17 protein-coding genes are annotated in these 17,892 nt (G+C 42.2%); 13 read left to right on the top strand and 4 right to left on the bottom strand.

The genetic code is table 11. From position 1 onward, the window contains the following. Positions 1-221: 221 nt before the first annotated feature. Entirely contained in the window at positions 222-968 is a 747-nt protein-coding gene (locus RYK49_RS05455; protein WP_002900848.1) for a DeoR/GlpR family DNA-binding transcription regulator, read from the top strand. Positions 969-1,151: 183 nt separating this feature from the next. After that, positions 1,152-1,685 carry an isoprenylcysteine carboxyl methyltransferase family protein gene (locus tag RYK49_RS05450; RefSeq protein WP_002910270.1) on the top strand — a complete coding sequence of 178 codons (534 nt, stop codon included), beginning with the start codon at positions 1,152-1,154 and terminating at the stop codon, positions 1,683-1,685. Positions 1,686-1,729: 44 nt separating this feature from the next. Here RYK49_RS05450 and RYK49_RS05445 read toward each other — a convergent pair whose 3' ends face one another. The 4 genes from RYK49_RS05445 to RYK49_RS05430 form a co-directional block, all read right to left on the bottom strand. Beyond that, positions 1,730-2,596: a DapH/DapD/GlmU-related protein gene (locus RYK49_RS05445; RefSeq protein WP_002910269.1), complete on the bottom strand. Its 867-nt coding sequence runs from the start codon at positions 2,594-2,596 to the stop codon at positions 1,730-1,732. After that, on the bottom strand, positions 2,589-2,852 hold the full coding sequence (locus RYK49_RS05440; RefSeq protein ID WP_002910268.1) for a GIY-YIG nuclease family protein: 264 nt from the start codon (positions 2,850-2,852) through the stop codon (positions 2,589-2,591). Before RYK49_RS05440 ends, RYK49_RS05445 begins: the two co-directional genes overlap by 8 nt. Next, a complete protein-coding gene (locus RYK49_RS05435; protein ID WP_223314637.1) occupies positions 2,842-3,588 on the bottom strand; it encodes a tRNA1(Val) (adenine(37)-N6)-methyltransferase in 747 nt (248 codons plus the stop codon). Before RYK49_RS05435 ends, RYK49_RS05440 begins: the two co-directional genes overlap by 11 nt. A 130-nt stretch (positions 3,589-3,718) precedes the next feature. After that, positions 3,719-6,058 (bottom strand): cation-translocating P-type ATPase, encoded by a 2,340-nt coding sequence (locus tag RYK49_RS05430; RefSeq protein ID WP_111676104.1) that lies wholly within the window; start codon positions 6,056-6,058, stop codon positions 3,719-3,721. Between the two features lie 157 nt (positions 6,059-6,215). On the opposite strand from RYK49_RS05430, the gene RYK49_RS05425 reads away from it, so the two are divergent. The 11 genes from RYK49_RS05425 (at position 6,216) to RYK49_RS05375 (ending at position 17,754) form a co-directional block, all read left to right on the top strand. Further along, positions 6,216-6,956, top strand: coding sequence for a 1-acyl-sn-glycerol-3-phosphate acyltransferase (locus RYK49_RS05425; RefSeq protein ID WP_002900842.1), 741 nt, complete (start codon positions 6,216-6,218; stop codon positions 6,954-6,956). A gap of 72 nt (positions 6,957-7,028) precedes the next feature. Then, positions 7,029-7,577 (top strand): HXXEE domain-containing protein, encoded by a 549-nt coding sequence (locus RYK49_RS05420; protein WP_172454787.1) that lies wholly within the window; start codon positions 7,029-7,031, stop codon positions 7,575-7,577. 145 nt (positions 7,578-7,722) lie between these two features. Then, on the top strand, positions 7,723-8,403 hold the full coding sequence (locus RYK49_RS05415; RefSeq protein WP_314830252.1) for a helix-hairpin-helix domain-containing protein: 681 nt from the start codon (positions 7,723-7,725) through the stop codon (positions 8,401-8,403). Further along, positions 8,387-10,627: a DNA internalization-related competence protein ComEC/Rec2 gene (locus RYK49_RS05410; protein ID WP_314830253.1), complete on the top strand. Its 2,241-nt coding sequence runs from the start codon at positions 8,387-8,389 to the stop codon at positions 10,625-10,627. The genes RYK49_RS05415 and RYK49_RS05410 overlap by 17 nt, the downstream gene beginning before the upstream one ends. A gap of 124 nt (positions 10,628-10,751) precedes the next feature. Further along, complete coding sequence (locus RYK49_RS05405; RefSeq protein WP_314865132.1) at positions 10,752-11,879, top strand: DUF805 domain-containing protein; 1,128 nt, start codon at positions 10,752-10,754, stop codon at positions 11,877-11,879. A 248-nt stretch (positions 11,880-12,127) separates the two neighbouring features. Next, entirely contained in the window at positions 12,128-13,174 is a 1,047-nt protein-coding gene (gene holA, locus RYK49_RS05400; protein WP_314865130.1) for a DNA polymerase III subunit delta, read from the top strand. 62 nt (positions 13,175-13,236) lie between these two features. Continuing rightward, complete coding sequence (gene sodA, locus RYK49_RS05395) at positions 13,237-13,842, top strand: superoxide dismutase SodA (protein WP_314865128.1); 606 nt, start codon at positions 13,237-13,239, stop codon at positions 13,840-13,842. Between the two features lie 135 nt (positions 13,843-13,977). After that, positions 13,978-15,057 (top strand): serine hydrolase, encoded by a 1,080-nt coding sequence (locus RYK49_RS05390; RefSeq protein WP_314865127.1) that lies wholly within the window; start codon positions 13,978-13,980, stop codon positions 15,055-15,057. Positions 15,058-15,267: 210 nt separating this feature from the next. Next, complete coding sequence (locus RYK49_RS05385; protein ID WP_002897970.1) at positions 15,268-15,408, top strand: hypothetical protein; 141 nt, start codon at positions 15,268-15,270, stop codon at positions 15,406-15,408. Positions 15,409-15,673: 265 nt separating this feature from the next. Continuing rightward, positions 15,674-17,254: an ABC transporter ATP-binding protein gene (locus tag RYK49_RS05380; RefSeq protein ID WP_314865126.1), complete on the top strand. Its 1,581-nt coding sequence runs from the start codon at positions 15,674-15,676 to the stop codon at positions 17,252-17,254. A gap of 14 nt (positions 17,255-17,268) precedes the next feature. Next, positions 17,269-17,754: a hypothetical protein gene (locus RYK49_RS05375; RefSeq protein ID WP_314865124.1), complete on the top strand. Its 486-nt coding sequence runs from the start codon at positions 17,269-17,271 to the stop codon at positions 17,752-17,754. The last annotated feature ends 138 nt before the right edge of the window (positions 17,755-17,892 follow it).

Below are 17,892 nucleotides of genomic sequence, written 5' to 3'. Positions count from 1 at the left end.
AATAGTCAAGCGAAGAAAACTAGGCTGATATAGATAAAGTCTAGTTTTCTTGTTGTAGAACAGATTAAATAGTACTAATTAACTAATTTATAGATTTAAATTCAACATATAAGCTATTTAAAATAAAAAAATTCACAAATCTTTGTTTATATGCTGGAACTGTTGTATAATAAGGTGAAGGTGAGTCTGTAAGAAATTCAGGAGCAAAAGGAGAATGTAAAATGAAAGAAAGTAGACATAGAATCATTCTGCAAGAACTGGATCAAACAGGTGTGGTTGCTGTCAAAAATCTCAAAGAAATGCTAGGCGTCACGGATATGACCATCCGTCGGGATTTGATTGATTTGGAGAAGCAGGGCATGCTGACCCGAGTTCATGGCGGAGCCCATAAGAAGGTCAAAAATGCTCTCAACGAGATTTCTCACTCAGAAAAGCAAATGCTGAATGTTGAGGAGAAGAAGCAGATTGCCCGTAAATGTGCGGATTTGATTGTTGACGGGGATACGGTCTTTATTGGGTCAGGCACCACAACGGATTTTATAGGAGACTATTTGGATGGCAAAAATATCAGCATCGTCACCAATTCGCTACCAATTTTTGAAAAGTTAAAAGAAAGAGCCAATTTAGATTTAATTCTGATTGGCGGACGCTATCGGGCTAAGACTCAAACCTTTGTCGGTCAGTTTGCCAATAATCTTTTGAAAGAAATCAAGGTTTCTAAGGCTTTTATTGGGGCGAATGGTATTGACGGTCATAATGTTACGACCAGCAATGAAGAGGAAGGCAACGGCGACGCGATTATCCTTAACAATGCCATCAGCAAATACATTGTAGCCGATAACAGCAAGTTTGACAGCTATTCTTTCTATTCTTTTTACCGGCTGGACAACCTCAGTGCAGTTGTGACGGACGACAATATCGCTCCGAAAGTCAAGGAAAAATACAGCACCTATATTGAAATTTTGTGATGTCTGACCGATGAGAGAAACCTAGCTCAAATGAATAATTTATAGATGCTGTGACTGGGATTTTGTCTAGAAATTCTAGTCGCAGCTTTTTTATATCTTGGTCGATTTTTGTAAACAACAGTCTTGACTTTGCTGCGGAATTCCTTATATAATAAAATATATTATTAAATTTTAGGAGGTCTTATGACAATCAATATAGTGATTTTTGCGGCTGTGTCGCTTTTTCGTTTGGTGTTTTTGAGGAAATCCTCTCAGAATGAGCAGGATATTCTGGCCAAGGGTGGCATGGAGTACGGGGTGAAAAACTCAACTATCATGAAGTACCTACACATGCTTTTTTACGCGGTCTGCTTTCTGGAGTTGATCCTGAAAAAGCCAGCTTTTGACTTTGTGAGTCTATTGGGCGCTGTCTTGTTGCTCTTTTCTATGTTTATGCTCTACCTTGTTGCTAAGCTCTTGGGACCAGTTTGGACCATCAAGCTAATGCTGGTTAAGGATCATAAGTTTGTTGACCACTGGCTCTTTCGCAATGTCAAACATCCTAATTATTTCCTGAATGTTGTACCAGAATTGGTGGGCTTGGCCCTGCTCAGTCATGCCTACTTTGCTCTTTTCATCCTCTTCCCGATTTACTGTATCACCCTTTACGTTCGTATCAAGGAAGAAGAGCAGTTACTCAAGGAAGTTATCATTCCAAATGGCATTGCTGGTGAATAAAGTTAATAAAATGCATATCGACTGCAAAAGAAAGTCTAGGACCTTTATGTCCTAGACTTTTCTTGCATTAATTTTCGTATTTCATCAGCCATTTGCTGGGGTTGGTCCGATTCGAAAAGTAAAGTATTTTCTTCAGGCTGGTGGGCAGTTTGGCTGAAAGCCAAAACTGGCTTCCCCTTGCTGATAGCTCTTTGAACAATCTGGTCGACTTCTCCCCAGTGATTGATATCCAAGTAAATATCCGCCCTATCGAGCAAGTCTTCAATAAAGTCATCCTGGTGAATATTGGTGTAGAGGTTGATATTGGGATAGTCATTAAAGCTGGCTAAGTAAGGAGAAATATTGGTCTTAGCAGCTATGTGAAATTCTAATTCTGGCAGATTTTCTGCTAAATAGGCCAGTTGTTCCAAAGTATCAGAAGCCGTCAGCGTAAAGGCATGGAAATTGCCCTGTGGACGCTCCTTGATGATAAGCTCTTCCTTGCTCATAGCGATAGAGTTGCTGGGAATATCTTGGAAAATCAAGCTGTTGGCTCCAATGATGACATTATCACCAATGGTCACACCTTTGAGAATCACAGTATTGGCCCCAATCCAGCAGTTAGCTCCAATCTTGACTGGCGCAACACTATAATCAATCTTCTCGATATGGTAATTAGAATACTGATGATTGTGGTCAAAAATACGGACGCCATCACCAAACATGGTGTCCTTGCCGATTTCGATAGAGTGCTGACAGCGGACAGTGCAGTGATCGTTAAAGAAAACCCGGGTTCCTAGCTTGAGTTGTGCGCCGCTGGCTACATTGAGGCTGGTAAAAGATTGGAAGATGACATCTTGACCGATATCAAGATGACTATCTGGGGAAATTTCGATATGATGAAAGTCGCCTTTAAACTGGATTTCAGGCATGTTGAGTCCTTTCTTTGATGTAAGCCAGTTTGGCTTGTCTAGTTTTCTTTTTAAAAAGTGCTTCAGCCGACATGGCAGCCGGCTTGCTAGGGTGTTCTTCTTGGTAAAGTAAGGTAACTGGCAGCCGAGCGCGGGTGTACTTGGCGCCTTTGCCAGCTTGATGTTTTTTGAGTCGGGCTTGGACATTCGTTGTGTAGCCAGTATAGAGGGAGCCGTCCCCGCATTCAAGCACGTACATATATGCTTTATTTTCCATAGTAAATCTCGTGAATCTCCGGAGTGTAGCTGCCGTCCTGATTGTGAATAAAGAGAGGAGGCAGGATTTTTAGACCGTCGCGGGAACCATCTTTAATAGCTTCGATAAGTAGCATATTGGCCTCTTTACCCAACTTTGGATAGACAAACTGGATGCGCTTGGGAGCCAGGTTGTGGGCTTGCATGGTATCTAAAATATCTAAAAAGCGTTCTGGTCGATGAACCATAGCCAACCGACCATTAGATTTGAGGACTCGCTGGGCAATTTTGCAAATCTCTCCCAGATTGGTTGAGATTTCGTGGCGGGCTAAAAGGTAGTGCTGGCTTTCATTGAGATTGGATTTCTTGTCAACCTTGAAATATGGCGGATTGCAGAGAATCATATCAACCTTGCTGCCAGTGATATAGCGTCCTAGGTTTTTCAAATCGTCCTGAATGACCTGCATTTGCTGAGTCAAATCATTGAGCTCAATGGAGCGCTCGGCCATGTCTGCCAGACGTTCCTGAATCTCGACTGCTAAAATCTGAGCCTTGGTGCGAGTGCTGGCAAAAAGTCCAACAGCGCCATTTCCAGCACAGAGATCAACGATTAGACCCCGCTGAGGCAGCTTGGGAAAGCGGGAAAGCAGCACGCTGTCTACCGAATAGCTGAAGACCTCACTGTTTTGAATAATCTTGACATCCGTTGAAAAGAGCTGGTTGACTCGTTCTCCGTCTTTTAGTTTTGCTTCGTTCATAAGTCAATTATAGCATGATTTAGCAAGGATTCCAAAGGGATATGGGAAGTTTTTGCACAATCAAAAAAACATGCGAGGGCTCTCGCATGTTTCCATGAGCTTAAATGATAATTCTTTTTTTAGCTAGCTCTTAATCAAATCTGTATTTCTGCTTGATGGTGCAGGCAACAAAGACAAGCCCGAAAACGACCATGAGAATCAGATAGACTGGTAAAGTTGCGGCTGTCAGCGTCGCAATTTCCAAAAGGTGCTGCAGGACAAAAGCTGATAGATAGAAGCCAAAGACAGAGAAGATAATAAGCAGGCTGCGCCAGAGGTTGAGTGGCAGACAGGCCCGGATGACTGACAGGAAGCTGATGCTGCCTAGCAAGTAATAGGTCAGGGTGGCCATTTCTATATCGCTCCAGCCATGACTGCTGCCCCAGATGCGCACAAATAGCACGCTGAAGACAATCATGAGGGAGCTTGGCAGAGCTAGCTGCAGGGAGCGTTTGAGGAAGTGCTTTTCAACCGGCTTAATATTGCGCTCAAAGGTGAGGACAAAGGGCGGGAAACCTTCGACAAACTGGTCAATCAAGGTGATCTGAATCGGGATGAATGGGAAAATCAAGAGGTATTCAGATTTTCCTAGCAGGATACTGGCGATACAGATGATAGCCAGGATAAAGGAATAAATCGTCTTGATGAAGAAAATCGGAGCAATCCGGCCGATATTGTTAACAACCCGGCGGCCTTCAAAAAGAATCTCGGGGACATCGTTAAAGTCGGAGTTAAGAAGGACCAAGTTGGCAATTTGCCGAGTTGCGGGGTCGCCCTCGGCCATGACGATGGAGCAGTCTGCTTCACGCAAGGCCAAGATATCATTAACCCCATCTCCGGTCATGGCTGTTGTCCGACCAGCGGCCTTAAGAGTCTGGATCAGCAGCTTTTTCTGATGGGGAGAAACACGGCCGAAGATGGCTGTTTCTTCTGCTTGCTCAACCAATTCTTGATCGCTGATTTTAGAGCAGTCGATGTAGCTGTTGTAGTTGGCAAATCCAGCCTGGCTAGCAATATGGGAAACGGTCACTGGATTGTCACCAGAGATGATTTTCAGATCAACATCCTGAGAGCGCAGGTAGTCCAGTGTCTCAGCCGCTCCCTCACGAATAGGATCAGTGATTTCCAGAACAGCTAAAGCGGTCATATCTTCAGGCAGTTGAATACTGTGTTTGTCTAGCACTTGGTTGCTGTGAGCTAGCACCAAAACCCGCGATCCGCGTTTTTGAGCCTCTCCAACCGCTGCAGGATTGCTGTCCAGCAGCATTTCGGGAGCCCCCAGAAAGATAGTTCCGACACTGGATAAATGCATAGCGCCCCATTTTCGGTCACTAGAAAATGGGATGACATTGTCGCTAGTATAGGCATGGTCCAGATGGCCGTAGCCCTTGCGAATAGCTTGGGCTGTTGGGTTATTATCCTCGCTGGTTTGAATGTAGGCTGCTAAGATTTGATCGACGGTCTCATCAGAAAACTTATCTGACAGGCTATGCAAGGCTTCAACAGTCATCTTACCTTGGGTAATTGTCCCAGTCTTGTCCAGGCAGAGAGTATCCACCCGAGCCAGAGTTTCAACTGAATACATTTCCTGAACAAGCACCTTGCGCATACCTAGCTTGATGACAGCTGTCAGGAGTGACGTGACTGTCAGCAGGGCGATTCCCTTAGGCAGCATACCCAAAAGAGCTGTTGAGCTGGTAATGACAGAGTTTTTGACAGGCAATCCCTTTATCATCAGGGCTTCAAAGAAGAGAGCCATTCCGAAAGGAATGATAATTTTTCCAGTAAAGCGGGAAATTTTCCCAAGATTGTATAGAATACGCGAGTTGATAGGCTTGAGGGTTTTAGCCTCAGTCATGAGCTTGTTGGCATAGTTGTCTGCTCCGACATGGTGCACCTCAGCATAGATCTGCCCACTGGCTAGAAAGCTACCAGACAGCAGCTCAGCGCCTTCTTCCTTGAGCACTAGGTCACTCTCCCCTGTTAACATGGCTTCATTGGCCTCGGCAACACCCTCTACTACACGGGCATCACTGGGAATTTGCTCGCCAGCTGACAGCTTGATCAGGTCACCCAGTACAATTTCTTCTGGCTGAATTTTGACTTCCTGGCCGTTGCGGATGACTGTGACCAGCTCTCGGCTGACCAGATTGAGCTTGTCAATCATGTGTTTGGCTCGCAGCTCTGTGATAATACCAGTGACGGCGTTAAAGCTGATTACTGCGAAGAAGACCAGATTGCTCCAGGCTTGGACAGAGACCAAGGCTAGAGCAATAACAAAGTTAAGGGCATTAAAAAGGGTGAAAACATTCCGCTTAACGATTTGCCAGTTACTAGTACTGGTGTCACTTGTAAAATCGTTGGTCAGGCCCTGCGAAATCTTTTCATCTACTTGGGTTTGGTTTAAACCGATTAATTCTTTCTTGTTCATGAGATTAATGATACCATTTTTTTATGGAAATGGCTATCAGAATCAGCTGTTACAGCCAAAGTTTGGAAAAATATTGCAGACTATAATGGGATAGGGTATAATGGGAAAGGATGTAATAAATTTCAAGTACAATCACAGTTTGAAATAAGGAGAGTTTATGTTTTATACCTATTTGCGAGGTTTAGTGATTTTTATCCTGTGGACCTTGAACGGCAATGCACACTACCACAATAAAGAAAAGATTCCTTCAAAAGATGAAAATTATATCTTGGTTGCCCCTCACCGAACATGGTGGGATCCAGTTTACATGGCTTTTGCGACCAAGCCCAAGCAGTTCATTTTCATGGCCAAGAAACAGCTTTTTGAAAATCGCGTATTCGGCTGGTGGATTCGCATGTGTGGTGCCTTTCCCATTGACCGGGAAAATCCTGGTCCGTCAGCTATAAAATACCCTGTCAATATGCTGAAAAAGAGCAATCGCTCTCTGATTATGTTCCCAAGCGGCAGCCGGCATTCTACGGATGTCAAGGGAGGAGTAGCAGTGATTGCTAAGATGGCTAAGGTCCGTATCATGCCAGTGGTCTATGCTGGTCCCATGAGCCTCAAAGGCTTAGCAGCTGGGGAGCGCGTGGATATGAATTTTGGTAATCCCATTGATATTTCAGACATTAAGAAGATGAATGATGAGGGAGTTGAGGAAGTGGCTCGCCGTGTTCATGCTGAGTTTGACCGTCTGGATGCTGAAGTAGCACCTTACCAGACACAAAAGAAAGGCAATATTTTCTTGCGGATTTTACGTGCCTTTGTCTTTATTCCTGCTATTTTGATTGGAATTTTGACCATCATTTTCAGCTTTTTTGCTAGCTTTGTCTGGGATCCAGATAAGCATAGAAAATAAAATACTAATCAGCTTGCTGAGCAATCTTGCTTGGGAGCTGATTTTTGTATGCAAGTGAGTTATAATGTTGCTATGTTTTATAAGGAGGATGCTATGTCTCTTGCTTTTTTATCTTTTGTAACCTTATCACTGTTTATGCTGCACGAGTTTGATGAGATTATCCTGGTTCGGCCTTGGATTTCTCAGAATCAAGACCATCAAGGCTATCAAAAGGAGATGTTCATTGCCAGAAGAGGAAGTTATCTTTCTGCTGAAAGCATTGCTCTGATGATTGCGGAGGAATTTTTGCTAGCTTTTATTCTCTTGCTGCTTGCGATTCTATTTCGCATTCCCGAGCTAGCTCTGGCTATTGGCTTCTGTCATACTCTTCATCTGCTGGGCCATATCATGCAAGTGTTTCGCTTTCGTCGTTGGGTACCGGGCGGCTTCACAGCTTTGACGACTTTTCCTATACTCATCTTAGTCTTCATCCTTTATCTATATCAGCAGTCAGTTTCTTGGCCGCTGCTTCTAATTCTAAGTGTGCTAATGATGGCTTTTCTTCTAGTAAACCTTGCTTTTTTACATAGCAAAGCTCAAAAGATAGAAACTTGGATATACAGGATAAGCAAAGCAGACTAATATTACAGCTCCTATTTTTATCAATGGCCTTTCTATCTACGATTACTTGCAAAATAAAGATTTTAAAATATGACAAGCTGAAAATATTCTCGGCTTGTTTTATTTTTTTAAATGTTTTACGAATAAAAAGACAAAGGAGAAAAATATGCTTGAAGAAATCATTGAGAAGCTTAAAGAATACAAGCTCTTTGTCGGTCTGGCAGTGGTTGGCGCTGTGCTAGGTGGCTTTTTCCTCATCAAAGGAAATCATCAACCGCAAAACCAGGTAGCCGCCTTAAGTCAAGAGGTAACTTCCTCATCCAGCTCAGCTGATAAAGAAAGCGAAAAGATTGTCTCTAAGGCCAAGGCGGACGAAGAGGAAAGCGAGCAGATTACTGTGGATATTAAGGGAGCAGTCAAGAATCCTGGTGTCTATGAGCTGAGAGCAGGAGCGAGAGTCCATGAAGCCATCCAAAAAGCTGGCGGATTGACAGCAGACGCCGAGGCTAAGTCCATCAATCAGGCACAAAAATTAACGGATGAAGCAGTAATCTATGTGGCAAAGATTGGTGAAGAAGGAGCTGATGTCACCCAGACTGGCCAGCGTCAAGCAGGAGCTTCTGATTCTGCTGGTGCCAGTGGTGGAAAGTCGGACAAGGTCAATCTAAATACGGCGACAGAGGCTGAACTGCAGACTATTTCAGGCATCGGACAGAAGCGGGCTTCTGACATTATCGCCTACCGCGAAAGCAGTGGCCGCTTTAAGTCAGTAGATGATCTGAAAAAGGTGTCAGGTATTGGAGATAAGACCTTAGAAAAGCTGAAAGAATATGTCACAGTGGATTAAAAAGTTACCCCTCACCCCTATCTATCTGGCTTTCATCCTTGTATGGGCCTATTTTGCAGTCTATTCTGGAAGTTCTTTGGCTTATTTTGGGCTGGGTGTCCTTCTGCTTCGTCTCTTTTTCAGCTATCCCCTCAAAAAAAGTCTAGCTGCTTTGGCATTCCTGTCCCTTTTTGTCTTCTTTTTCTTGCTTCGTCGGGAAATGGCAGAGCAGGCCTTTAGGCAGGAAGCTCCGTCAACTAGCTCGGTTCAGGTCTTGCCAGATACGATCAAAGTCAATGGAGACTCCCTATCCTTTCGAGGGCGAACCAACGGTCGACTTTATCAGGTCTTCTACAAGATCAAATCAGCCAGTGAAAAGGAAGATTTTCAGCAACTGACAGATTTGGTCGTACTTGATATTGAAGGAGAGTTTGAACAGGCTCAGCAGCAACGAAATTTTTCGGGCTTTGACTATCAGGCTTATTTAAAGAGTCAGGGGATTTACCGTATCTTAAAAATCAATAAGATTAAGTCACTAAGACCAATTTCCAGCCTGAATCCACTGGATTGGCTGTCTGTTTGGCGGAGAAAAGCGCTGGTCTATATTCGAAGTAATTTTCCCAGCCCGATGAGTCATTATATGACTGGACTCTTGTTTGGTGACCTGGATACGGAGTTTGCGGAAATGAGTGACCTGTATTCTAGCTTGGGTATCATCCATTTGTTTGCCTTGTCTGGTATGCAGGTCGGTTTCTTTTTGGATGGTTTTCGCAGAATTCTTCTACGTTTGGGGATGAAGAGGGAGACAGTAAACGCCTTGCAGCTGCCTTTTTCATTTATCTACGCTGGACTGACAGGCTTTTCTGTTTCTGTTGTCAGAAGCTTAGTTCAGAAGTTATTGGCCCAGCAAGGATTGACCAGACTTGATAATTTTGCCCTGACACTGATGGTTCTCTTTATCATCATGCCCAATTTTCTTCTGACAGCTGGCGGTGTCTTATCCTGTGCTTATGCTTTTTTGATTTCTATGATGGATTTTGAGAAGTTGTCGCCGTTTCGGAAGCTTTTAGCGGAAAGTCTGACTATTTCATTGGGGATTTTGCCTATACTAATCTACTATTTTTCTGAATTTCAGCCTTGGTCCGTGATTTTAACTTTTCTATTTTCACTACTCTTTGATCTGCTGATGCTGCCAGGCTTAACCCTCATTTTTATTTTGTCGCCACTTTTAAAAATCACTCAAGTCAATTTTTTCTTTGAGTTACTAGAAGATGTGATTCGTTGGGTAGCTGATTTTGCTCCGCGCCCTTTGATTTTTGGAAAGCCCAACCTCTGGTTACTGTTCGCTCTGCTTTTGGTTTTGGCTTTAATCTATGACTTTCGGAGAAAGAAAAGCTGGCTTTTATCTTTTAGTTTGCTAGCTCTTCTCTTATTTTTCCTAACAAAGCATCCGCTGCAAAACGAGATCACAGTAGTGGATATTGGTCAGGGAGATAGCATTTTTCTCAGGGACTGGCGAGGCAGGACGGTTTTGATTGATGTAGGAGGACGAGTCGAGATAGGAAAGAAAGAGGCTTGGCAGGAGCGACAGACTTCATCCAATGCAGAAAAGACCTTAATTCCCTATCTCAAAAGTCGTGGCGTTGCTAGTCTGGATGTATTGGTCCTGACTCATACCGATACCGATCACATGGGAGATATGCTGGAGGTAGCTAAGCATTTTTCCATCAAGGAAATCTATGTTTCTAAAGGAAGTCTGACTCAGCTTGATTTTGTTCAAAAACTGGAGCAGATAGAAACTTCTGTCCATGTCGTAGAAGTAGGAGATGAGATTCCGGTATTTGACTCAGTTTTGCAGGTTCTCTATCCTAGCGGAACAGGAGACGGTGGAAATGATGATTCAATTGTACTCTACGGGGAGTTCTTTCAGACAAAATTTTTGTTTACAGGTGATTTGGAAAGACAAGGAGAAACCGAACTGCTGCAGCGCTTCCCTCAGCTGAAAGCGGATGTCTTAAAAGCAGGGCACCATGGTTCCAAAGGCTCGTCCAGTCCAGAGTTTTTAGAGCAAATTCAGCCGAAACTGGCCTTGATATCAGCCGGTCAGAATAATCGTTATCGTCATCCGCATCAGGAAACTTTGCAAAGATTTGAGAAGTTTAATACAGCCATCTATCGAACTGACCAGCAGGGGGCCATTCGGTTGACTGGTTGGAATTCCTGGAGGATTGAAACAGTTCATTGATAGCCGCGCTAAAGATGCCAACTCATACTTTGTAGACTGCTTAGCTTCAGTCAGGAAGTCATATTGATTTATTTATGCATTTGTGATAAGATAATGGGTATAAAAAATTATAGAGGAGAATTTTATGTTTGCTGCATATAAAAAATTCTGGACACATTATGCTGATTTTTCAGGTCGTTCAAGTCGATCAGACTATTGGTGGGTAGTTTTGTGTCATGTTATTGTTACTGCACCGCTATTTATCATTTTTTGGGCATCTGCTTTTGGAAGTATTCTTTCAGCAGCAGTTCAAGACTCAACTTATGGATATGAATCAGATCCATCAGCAATCTTGGCTGGAGCAGGATTCGCTGTAATCTTTATTTTCATCTTAATTCTCTATGCTCTGGCAACTTTTGTACCTAATTTAGCTATCATTGTCCGTCGTTTACGTGATGCTGGTTATCATTGGGCATTTCTTTTCTTGTATGTTGGTCCTTTTTTACTATCATTTATTCCAGTTCTAAATATTATTGCAGGAATAGTATCTCTTCCATGTAGTATTGCTTTGATTGTTTTGCTTTGTCAAGGATCTAAGCCTGAAATGGTTGGAAATTCATATGGTCAGCAAAACTTCCAAGGCCAACAGTTTGGCCAACAGCCATACAATCAAGGTTTGAACTATGAAAAACAACCGCAACAAGGTGGTTTCCAAAGTCAACCATTTGGTCAACAGCCACAGCAAGGCGGTTTCCAAGGCCAACAGTTTGGTCAGTCACAACAACCTGTTCAAAATCAACAGTTTGGCCAACAGTCACAGCAAGGTGGTTTCCAAGGACAACAATTTGGTCAACAACCACAGCAACCAGTCCAAAACCAATCATTTGGTCAACAACCACAACAACCTGTTCAAAATCAACCATTTGGCCAACAGCCTCAACAAGGTGGTTTCCAAGATCAGCAGTTTGGTCAACAGCCACAACAACCTGTCCAAAACCAACCATTTGGCCAACAACCACAGCAAGGTGGCTTCCAAGAACAGCAGTTTGGTCAACAGCCACAACAACCAGTTGCGAATCAAAACCAGCCTGTTGAGCAAGCAGAAGCAGTTCAAAATCCATTTACTGCTGAAACATCTGAGCAGTCAACACCTCAAGATTTTGGAACTCAAGCACCTGTTGAGGATAATCCTTTTGTTTCACCAATTCAAGAGGAGCAACCTTCTACACCAGTTGAAAACAGTGTAGAGGATGCAACTGAAAACCAAGAATAAACAAAGAAAGAGTTGGAAGTTTTCCAGCTCTTTTTGCTCTGTCGCTCGCAGAAAATCTTGAACAGAACTGGACATTGATAGTTTTTTAGAACAAAGAAAAATGAAGCCATTGACAGTTCATATTTATATAGCAGATATACTCAAAAATTAGATTTTGTTTGCAAAGAAAATAGCAGACTTTCCGACTCTTTTTTGTTACAATCAATACATGAAAAAAATTGACAAATATAAAGCAGAGGAGACTTTCGGTGTTAGCTATTGAGGAAATTAAAAAAATCACGCCAAGTAACCTTCCTGCTTTGACCATTTTGGCTGGAGATGACTTGGGTCAGTTTGAGTTGCTGAAAGAGCAGTTTCTCCGCCAGATTCAGTTTCAAGCAGGTGATTTGAACACAGCTATTTTTGATATGAAAGAAGCAAACTACCAGGATGTGGAGTTGGACTTGGTCAGTCTGCCTTTTTTTGCAGATGAAAAAATCGTGATTTTGGATCATTTTGCTGATTTGACAACAGCTAAGAAGCGCTATCTGACTGATGAAGAACTCAAATCTTTTGAAAATTATCTGGAAAATCCAGCGGATACAACTCGTCTGGTTATCTTCGCAGAAGGTAAGTTGGATAGCAAGCGCCGTCTGGTTAAACTACTGAAACGGGACGGGAAAATTTTTGAGGCTGCAGAACTCAAGGAAGCAGATCTGCGGGCTTATTTCAGCAAGGAAGCGCAGACAGAAGGATTACAATTTGCTCCGACAGCTTTCGACCAGTTGCTGCTGAAATCAGGTTTTCAGTTCAGTGAAGTTAGTAAAAATTTAGCCTTTCTGAAAGGATATAAAGAGTCCGGTCAGATTGGTTTAGAAGACATTGCCGAGGCCATTCCCAAGACCCTTCAGGACAATATTTTTGATCTGACCCAGCTGATTTTACAGCAGAAGATTGATGAGGCCAGAAGCTTGGTACGAGATTTGACACTTCAAGGCGAGGATGAAATCAAGCTTATTGCTATTATGCTGGGGCAGTTTCGTATCTTTACGCAGGTTAAAGTTTTAGCAGAAAATGGCAGAGCTGAGAGTCAGATTGTGTCTGATTTGTCCGATTATCTAGGCCGCAAGGTCAATCCTTATCAAGTCAAGTTTGCTTTAAAGGATGCTCGCTCACTGAGTTTAGCCTTTCTTAAAAGGACCATGGCCTGTCTGATTGAAACGGATTACCAGATTAAGTCGGGGCTGTATGATAAAGATTACCTGTTTGATTTGGCTCTGCTCAAGATTGCGACGGGTGACTTACAAGCAAAATAGTTGAAAAATTCTAATGATTGCGTTATCATTTTTATAATCATATAGAAAAAGAGGTCTATCAAATGGCAATTATCTTACCTGATCTTCCTTACGCTTACGATGCGTTAGAGCCTTACATTGATGAAGAAACAATGCACTTGCATCATGACAAGCACCACAATACCTATGTAACGAATGTTAATGCTGCGCTTGAAAAACATCCTGAAATTGGTGAAGACTTGGAAAAATTATTGGCTGATGTGAAGTCTATCCCAGCTGATATCCGTCAGGCAGTCATCAACAACGGTGGTGGTCATCTTAATCACGCTCTTTTCTGGGAATTGATGACACCAGCAGAAACATCACCATCTGCAGAATTGGCAGCAGATATTGAAGCTACTTTTGGATCATTTGAAGACTTTAAAGCAGCTTTCACTGCAGCGGCTACAACTCGTTTTGGTTCTGGCTGGGCTTGGTTGGTTGTCAATAAAGAAGGCAAGTTGGAGGTGACCTCAACAGCAAATCAGGATACTCCTATTTCAGAAGGCAAAACTCCAATCTTGGGACTGGATGTTTGGGAACATGCTTACTATGTGAAATACCGCAATCTTCGTCCGAATTACATTCAAGCTTTCTTCTCAGTTATTAACTGGAAAAAGGTTGACCAACTTTACGCAGCTGCGAAATAAACAGGCAGTTTCAATATATAAAAAGGTGAATCGTTTAAAGATTTGCCTTTTTTAATGTTTAAAATACCTTTTTTCTGGATTTCACTTGTTATTTTCCTCATAATTTTTTATAATACAAATGCTAGGAGAAATGTTTTGAGTAAAAAAATTGTAACGATTATCGTAGCTGTAGTTTCTTGTATTTGTCTGCTGGGCTTCATCGTCCTTTTTATAACTCAACGAAATAAGGCCATTGAAAAGAAAGCACAAGAGGCTGCCCAACTTGCAACATCTAGCGAGCAAGAACAGGAGGAGGAGAAAGTCAAGCCTGATTCCAAACCAGTTGAAGAAAAGCCCAAGCCAGTTGAAAAAAGTCCAGAGGAGAAGCAGAAGGTCATGGAGGCGGACGGCCCGACTATGGATGCTTTAGGACTTCGATTTGACTATGCAAATTTGGATTTGACTCAGGTCATTCAGGCTTATATGACTGAAATGGGAATTGAACCCTCCCAGGTTGCATTTTCATATAAGGATTTGACGACTGGCAAGACCTTTGCAATGAATGATACCCAGCCTATGACTGCGGGATCGACCTACAAGCTCCCTCTCAATATGCTGGTAGTAGATGAGGTTGCTGCCGGCAAACTTTCTATGGACGAGCGGTTTGATATTACCAATACAAACTATGAATATAGGGGCGAGCATGATAACTATGTTGGTGCTTTCAACGGTGCTATGAGAATATCAGACATGCAGGAATATTCCTTGGTTTATTCTGAAAATACTCCAGCCTACGCTTTAGCAGAGCGTCTAGGCGGTATGGAAAAGGCCTATGATATGTTTAGTCGCTACGGTCAGTCCAAGGCTGATATTAAGACGATCAGCCGTGAGAATAATAAGACCACGACGGACTACTATATTCAAGTCCTTGAGTATTTGTCTAAAAATCAGGAAAAGTACAAGGATATCCTTTATTATATAGGCGAATCCTTCCCAGGTGAATACTATAAGCGCTATCTGCGTGACATTACCATCTATCAAAAGCCTGGATATGTTCGTGAGGCGCTCAATGTGGATGCATTAGTTATGGAAGAGAAGCCCTATATTATAGCTCTCTATACGGCTTATTTAGGTGGTAGCACTGAGGCCAGTGATGAGATCAGTGGTGTCGGAATTGAGCAAGTTGGTCAGTTAGCCTACGTCATCAATGAATGGCATCGGGTTAATATGAACTAAGAGCAATCTAGTCTAGACAGGCTAGATTTTTTGATAGCTATTTAGAAAAAAACCAAAATACCTCTTGCTTTTTTGAAAGAGAAGTGTTACAATCTATTTAGAAGATGTTCTAATTACTTCATTCTGCTCTGTTTAATTAGTCACTGAGCAATTTTTTGTAAAAGCTATTTAGAAAAAATTCTAAATTTCTCTACTCAAAAAGGAGGAAAAATGAAGAAAGCAAGAAACTCAATCCTACTAACCGTAGTAGGTCTAGTGACGGGTCTATCCATTTGGCTGGCTGTTTTTTCCTGGGTGCTCTATAAAAATAAGGACGACCTGCAAAAAATATCCAATCAAAAACATTTTTAAATACAAAATAGGCAATCTAGTTTTTCTAGACTAGATTTTTTAATCCAGAGTATTTAGAAACAAATCGAAATACCTAAGAAGGATTAGATTGCTTCGTTTCGTGCTCTTTATTTAGAAAATTTTCTAAATAGATAGATAAAGGAGAAAAGATGAAAAGAGGATTACTTTTATTGCTTATAGGCTTGCTCACGGTTTTATCCGTCTGCTGGGCAATCCCGTCTTGGATCGTTTTCAAAAATAGACGAAAATTGGAAGGAAAAATTAAATGTTGAAAGAAATTTTACGGAAATACCGCGCTTCTTATCTGGGTGCGACTATCTTTAGCATTGGAGCAACGATTTTTATCACTTTGTTTTCTTTGCAGCTGGGAGTTGTTGTGGACAGTGCGCAGAAGGCTCATTCTAACTTGCTTGGACAATTCTTTATCTGCCTTTTTTGCACTTGTGCTTGGTCTCTTTGCAGCTTGCTGGCTATTTGGTTCAAGAACAATCATAATAAGCAAGTCTTGGAAGAAGTCAAAACGAGGCTTTTCCATTCTTTTTATGACAAGAATTTGCATGACAAGGCTTCCGAGCAGGAAAATAGCTATCTCAACACAACGACCAAGAATATGGATATTTACCAAGAGAATTACTTGACCCCGCGCTGTGATATTGTGGCTGCCTTTTCTTCAGTTTTTATCAGTACACTGGCTATTTTTTGGATTGAATGGCGCATGGCTCTGGGCTTTATTCTCATTTCTTTTTTGACCATGGCTGCGTCACAAATTCCAGGGATATTGATGCGCAAGGCGACAGCGAATTTCACTCAGAAAAGCAATTACTTTTTGAAGCAAGTCACCAATTTTTTGGAAGGCTTTGAGCAAATCAAACTTTTGCAAATCCAAAAAAGGGTGGTTGAGCACCTGTCTAGCAGCAACAGCGACTTTGAGCAAGCCAGAAAAAGCTATAATGCGGCTAAGGAGGGCGCTGTGACTCTGATGATGTTCTTTAGCTTTCTGTCTCAGATATTTTGTATGTCTCTGGGGATTTGGTTTGTCAGCCAAGGGTCTCTGACCATTGGGGCTTTGATTGCCAGTGTTCAGCTTTTGAACTTTGTCTTCACTCCTTTGCAGCTTTTTATCAATAACAAAAATCTCATGAGCACGGTCAAGGATATTGAGAATGATTTTGATGCTAAGTTGGCTAAGAAAGAAGCGGAGCCCGCTCAAAATCTGACCGAAACGATTGATCGGATTGATTTTGAACATCTCGGTCTGGAGTTGGGCGACAAGGCTCTCTTTCAGGATTTTTCTTATCAGTTTGCCAAGGACAAGCACTATGCTATTATCGGCGAGTCTGGTCGGGGCAAGTCGACCTTGATGAAGCTCTTGCTCAATTATTTTGATAGCAAGGACTACGCTGGTCAAATCATGGTCAATGGTCAAGCGGTCAGCCAGCTAGCAAGCGACAGTCTCTATCAGAAAATCGCCTTTATCCAAAAGAATGACTTTTTTATCGAGGGAAGTGTGGCGGACAATATCGCGCTATACAGAGATATAAATGCACCTGACCAAACTTTCTTGTACCAAAGTATGCATTTTAATGAGGCTTTCTTGAGCAAGAAGCTGGATTTGGAGCGGCAGGAAGTTTCCTATGGTGAAAAGCAGCGGATTGATTTGGCGCGTTTCTTGGTTAAGGATTATGATGTGCTGATTTTTGATGAGCCGACCAGTAATCTTGACCCGAGCTTGGCGGCGGAAGTCATGGACTATATCTTGTCCATCAAGGACCGCATTGTTATCGTTATTACTCATAATCAAGGCAGGGCACTCTTAGACCGCTTTGATGACTGTCTGGAATTATAAAAGGAGGAAAGAAAATGAAATTAAAATGGAAAGAATTAGTGGCAAGCCTTATCGCTATTTGGCTACCGCTTATCTACGCTTTGTCAATCTATGCAGACCTACCTCAGCTAATCAGAGGGAATTTGCCCTATAGCGGTCTAGGCATGCCCAAGCAAATCTTTATCTGGTTTTTGCCAGTTCTCTTGAGTGTAATTCAACTGATTGTTTGCTACACGACGACTATTAAAGAGATTATCGACAAGCAATTTGTCCATTTCCTTTACTGGCTGGTTCCCTTTATCAATGCCGTAGTTTATATCAGCGTTCTTCTTTATGGGCTCAATCCGGCTTTTCCGGTATTTAAGGTCAATGGGATTATGGTGGCAATCAGCCTTAATGCTGTCAGCTACTTTCTCACGAGAAAAATAGTGGCAGACCAAGAGCCGGCTCCACGCGTTTTAGCTTATATCTTCAGTGGCATCAGCTCAATCCTTTTTCTGGTCAGTCTCTTCCTCTTTTAAAAATGTCTGATACGAAAGGAGAAAATCATGTTTTATATTTTCGTTTTTGTTAAAATCCTGTTATTCTTTATCTTTGGCTGGATCTGGCTCCTTCTCGGTCTACTCAGTTTACTCTTTCTTTTTCTTTTTTAAGTGAAG

The organism is uncultured Streptococcus sp. (genome assembly GCF_963525625.1).
GTDB lineage: Bacteria > Bacillota > Bacilli > Lactobacillales > Streptococcaceae > Streptococcus.
The sequence above is the reverse complement of the archived record's forward strand: the minus strand, read 5'-3'. Positions and strand labels throughout refer to the sequence as shown.

Excerpts from the sequence above, each read along its gene's own strand:
- RYK49_RS05440 (WP_002910268.1), bottom strand. The coding sequence starts at position 2,852 with ATGGAAAATAAAGCATATATGTACGTGCTTGAATGCGGGGACGGCTCC.
- RYK49_RS05455 (WP_002900848.1), top strand. The coding sequence starts at position 222 with ATGAAAGAAAGTAGACATAGAATCATTCTGCAAGAACTGGATCAAACA.
- RYK49_RS05385 (WP_002897970.1), top strand. The coding sequence starts at position 15,268 with ATGAAGAAAGCAAGAAACTCAATCCTACTAACCGTAGTAGGTCTAGTG.
- sodA (WP_314865128.1), top strand. The coding sequence starts at position 13,237 with ATGGCAATTATCTTACCTGATCTTCCTTACGCTTACGATGCGTTAGAG.
- RYK49_RS05415 (WP_314830252.1), top strand. The coding sequence starts at position 7,723 with ATGCTTGAAGAAATCATTGAGAAGCTTAAAGAATACAAGCTCTTTGTC.
- RYK49_RS05410 (WP_314830253.1), top strand. The coding sequence starts at position 8,387 with ATGTCACAGTGGATTAAAAAGTTACCCCTCACCCCTATCTATCTGGCT.
- RYK49_RS05405 (WP_314865132.1), top strand. The coding sequence starts at position 10,752 with ATGTTTGCTGCATATAAAAAATTCTGGACACATTATGCTGATTTTTCA.
- RYK49_RS05430 (WP_111676104.1), bottom strand. The coding sequence starts at position 6,058 with ATGAACAAGAAAGAATTAATCGGTTTAAACCAAACCCAAGTAGATGAA.
- RYK49_RS05420 (WP_172454787.1), top strand. The coding sequence starts at position 7,029 with ATGTTTTATAAGGAGGATGCTATGTCTCTTGCTTTTTTATCTTTTGTA.
- RYK49_RS05380 (WP_314865126.1), top strand. The coding sequence starts at position 15,674 with ATGTTGAAAGAAATTTTACGGAAATACCGCGCTTCTTATCTGGGTGCG.
- RYK49_RS05450 (WP_002910270.1), top strand. The coding sequence starts at position 1,152 with ATGACAATCAATATAGTGATTTTTGCGGCTGTGTCGCTTTTTCGTTTG.
- RYK49_RS05445 (WP_002910269.1), bottom strand. The coding sequence starts at position 2,596 with ATGCCTGAAATCCAGTTTAAAGGCGACTTTCATCATATCGAAATTTCC.
- RYK49_RS05375 (WP_314865124.1), top strand. The coding sequence starts at position 17,269 with ATGAAATTAAAATGGAAAGAATTAGTGGCAAGCCTTATCGCTATTTGG.
- RYK49_RS05435 (WP_223314637.1), bottom strand. The coding sequence starts at position 3,588 with ATGAACGAAGCAAAACTAAAAGACGGAGAACGAGTCAACCAGCTCTTT.
- RYK49_RS05425 (WP_002900842.1), top strand. The coding sequence starts at position 6,216 with ATGTTTTATACCTATTTGCGAGGTTTAGTGATTTTTATCCTGTGGACC.